Origin of the sequence: Allocoprococcus comes (genome assembly GCF_013300725.1) — a bacterium.
In the GTDB taxonomy this organism is placed as follows: domain Bacteria; phylum Bacillota; class Clostridia; order Lachnospirales; family Lachnospiraceae; genus Allocoprococcus; species Allocoprococcus comes_A.
The window spans coordinates 1-2,808 of the sequence record NZ_JAAIMM010000060.1 but is presented as its reverse complement, the minus strand read 5'-3'; the positions used below and the strand labels follow the sequence as shown (position 1 = coordinate 2,808).

3 protein-coding genes are annotated in these 2,808 nt (G+C 40.8%); all 3 read right to left on the bottom strand.

Annotated features, from left to right (window positions below; all coding sequences use genetic code 11):
• A partial coding sequence (locus G4407_RS15875; RefSeq protein ID WP_173689649.1) for a recombinase family protein occupies positions 1-391 on the bottom strand: 391 nt, incomplete at its 3' end.
• Positions 388-2,079 (bottom strand): recombinase family protein, encoded by a 1,692-nt coding sequence (locus G4407_RS15870; protein ID WP_012744258.1) that lies wholly within the window; start codon positions 2,077-2,079, stop codon positions 388-390. The genes G4407_RS15875 and G4407_RS15870, both read right to left, overlap by 4 nt.
• A 1-nt stretch (position 2,080) precedes the next feature.
• A partial coding sequence (locus tag G4407_RS15865; protein ID WP_173689648.1) for a recombinase zinc ribbon domain-containing protein occupies positions 2,081-2,808 on the bottom strand: 728 nt, incomplete at its 5' end.

Genomic DNA, 2,808 nt, shown 5'->3' with positions numbered 1-2,808 from the left:
TTCCGCTGCTTGCTGCACTGTCATAGCTGTCATTAATCGAAATAAATCGAATCTGCAGAAGTGGAAAAATATATTCAATATAAAATCCAACTTCCAGATAGTCTCTTCCGAATCTGGAAAAGTCTTTTACAACTACACAGCCGATTTCTCCACTTTTCATGTCATCCTGCAGCTGTTGAAATCCCTGCCGTTTAAAATGAGTACCGCTGACACCATCATCCACATATTCCAGGATATCTGCCTCATCTACACCCAGCTGATCAATCACAAATGATTTTAACAGAATTCTCTGAGAAGTTACACTGTCGCTCTCTTTTTTAGCTCTGCCATCTACATTGTCATCTTCTGCGGATAAACGGATGTAAACAGCTGTTTTTCTATGATCTGTCATCTTGACTGCGCCTCCTTCTCTTTCTTTAATTTCTGTAAATCTGCAAACTGATCGTCATATACCAGCTTGATCTCATAATCATACTTACCATGGATAATAATTGAATCCACAAAGGCATCTGCCATTTCTTTTGTCAGCTTACGCTTTGACATATAAGTATGTATCACTTTTCCCCATCCTTCCTCGATATGATAATCCTTGGAATACCGTACCTGTGCCGCCAATACTACATCCAGGCGGTTCTTGATGTTTTCTATTTCATTGGAATAGATACGGGAAAACTGCATGTATTCTTCTTCTGTAATCAGACGTTCCGAATAATCCTCATATAAATCAGATTTACGCTTGCTGATCCTGCTCAACTCCCGCCGAAGTTTCCCCACTTCCTTATCCAGAAGCAAATACTGTGTCTGGTTTCTGGAAGCAGAATTCATTTCACGGATCAGTTTCTCTGTATCCAATACGGCTTTCATATGTGACTGGATCAGGCGAAGGACGTCTTCATCCACGTATTCTTTTTTGACTCTGTGCCCCTTACACTGATTTCCTCCGGATTTATGGTTCGCATCTGCACCACAGATATAATAAAATGTCCCTGTTTTTTCTCTGGACAACACCATGCGGTTCCCACAACCCCCACACCTGATCTTGCCGGTATAGAAATTATGATTCCGAATGGCTCCATTATTCAGCTGATGCTTCTTTTTGTATGCTTCCGTAAATTCCCGGATTTTTTCCTGTACCTGCCGGAACAGTTCTTTATCAATAATTCCTTCGTGGGTATTCTCAGCATAGAGCCACTCACTCTCCGGTAGATTTCTCTGCTTGTTTCCTTGAAAAACACTCTGCTGATATTTTCCATATACAGAATCTCCGGTACAATGGACATCCTGAAGTACACGTTTCACTTCATAATTATTCCAAGGTTTGGATTCCGGTGAAGGCTTTTCGCCTGTTTTATAATATTCCCTCTGCAAAGTCGGGGAAAGGATACCATCTGTATTCAGTCTTTTTGCAATATCGCTGTAGCTGCATCCATCCATATACATAGTAAAAATTTCTCGTAAATGTCCGGCAGCCTCCTCGTCAACTACCAGCTGGTGTCTGTCCTGTTCTGATTTCCTGTATCCATAAGGTTCCCATGCACCAGTAAATTTTCCTTCTTTCCACAGGGCTTTTTTGGCACTGCTGCTCTTTTTTGCAAGGTCTTTGGAATAAAACTCATTGATGATATTTTTTAAGGGAACTGTCAGATCCACTCCCTCACGGAAAGAATCAAAGTCATCCGTCACAGCAAGAAACCGCACATGAAAAAACGGAAATACACGCTCAATATAATTACTTGTCTCTACATAATTCCTTCCAAGTCTGGATAGATCCTTTACAATCACACAGTTAATTTTTCCATGCTTGATATCTTCCATCATCTGCGTAAAACCAGGACGGTCGAAATTTGTACCAGAATAATCAGAATCCTTATATATTTCTGCAACTGCGATGTCTTCCGTATCTGCCACAAAGTTTTTCATCAGTTCCACCTGGGTTTCTATCGTTCCTCTTTCTAAGGTTTCTTCTGTTTCCATTGAAATTCTGGCATACAATCCTGCCCGGAACGGTCTGCTCACCTCTGTCTGGACGGTTGCACTGCTGACTACTTCCGGAATGTTTTTCCTGCTCTTTCGTGCCATTTTATACAACCTCCTTTACATTGACCTGCAGATTGTTATCATCATCTATTACCATATCAACTCCCATAGCAGGTAATTGATTCAGCAATGTCTGATAACAATCATCAAAATCAAAAGTGATCTCTATATTCTTTTTATCATATACTCTGATTTGCCTGATCAGTTCTACCACCACAGTGCGGGACAGTTCTTCAATATCCTGATATTTCACAAAATAATCCAGCCAGGTATTGGCTTTGTCTGCTTTTTCCAGCTCGTTATCCATTTCTTTCTGGATCGCACGGATACTCTCTTCCGCATTTCTAAGCCGCTTTCCATATGCTGCATGAAGCTCTACATAGTCTTCTTTTGATACAATGCCCTCTTTCATATCCGAATAGAGCATCATCCGTAACTCCTTACAGCGTTCTTTCTCCTGCTTTTTCTTCTCCAGCCTGTCCTGCAGCTTTTTCATATTGATCTCCTGAAATGGCACAGTACCGATAAATTCCAGGACTCTTTTCAGGTGCAGGATATTCTGGATATGCTGTTTCAACATCACTAATACGGCATCTTCCAGATCCTTTTCCGGTATTCTATGACTGGAACAGCGTTTTGTTTCTTTATTTGTGGAACATAGATAATAAGCATATTTTTTTCCTGCCACAGTAGAAACCTTTCTTGTCATAGGTGCTCCACAATCCGCACATACAGCAATTCCGGATAACAGATATACCTGCTTTTGGTCAG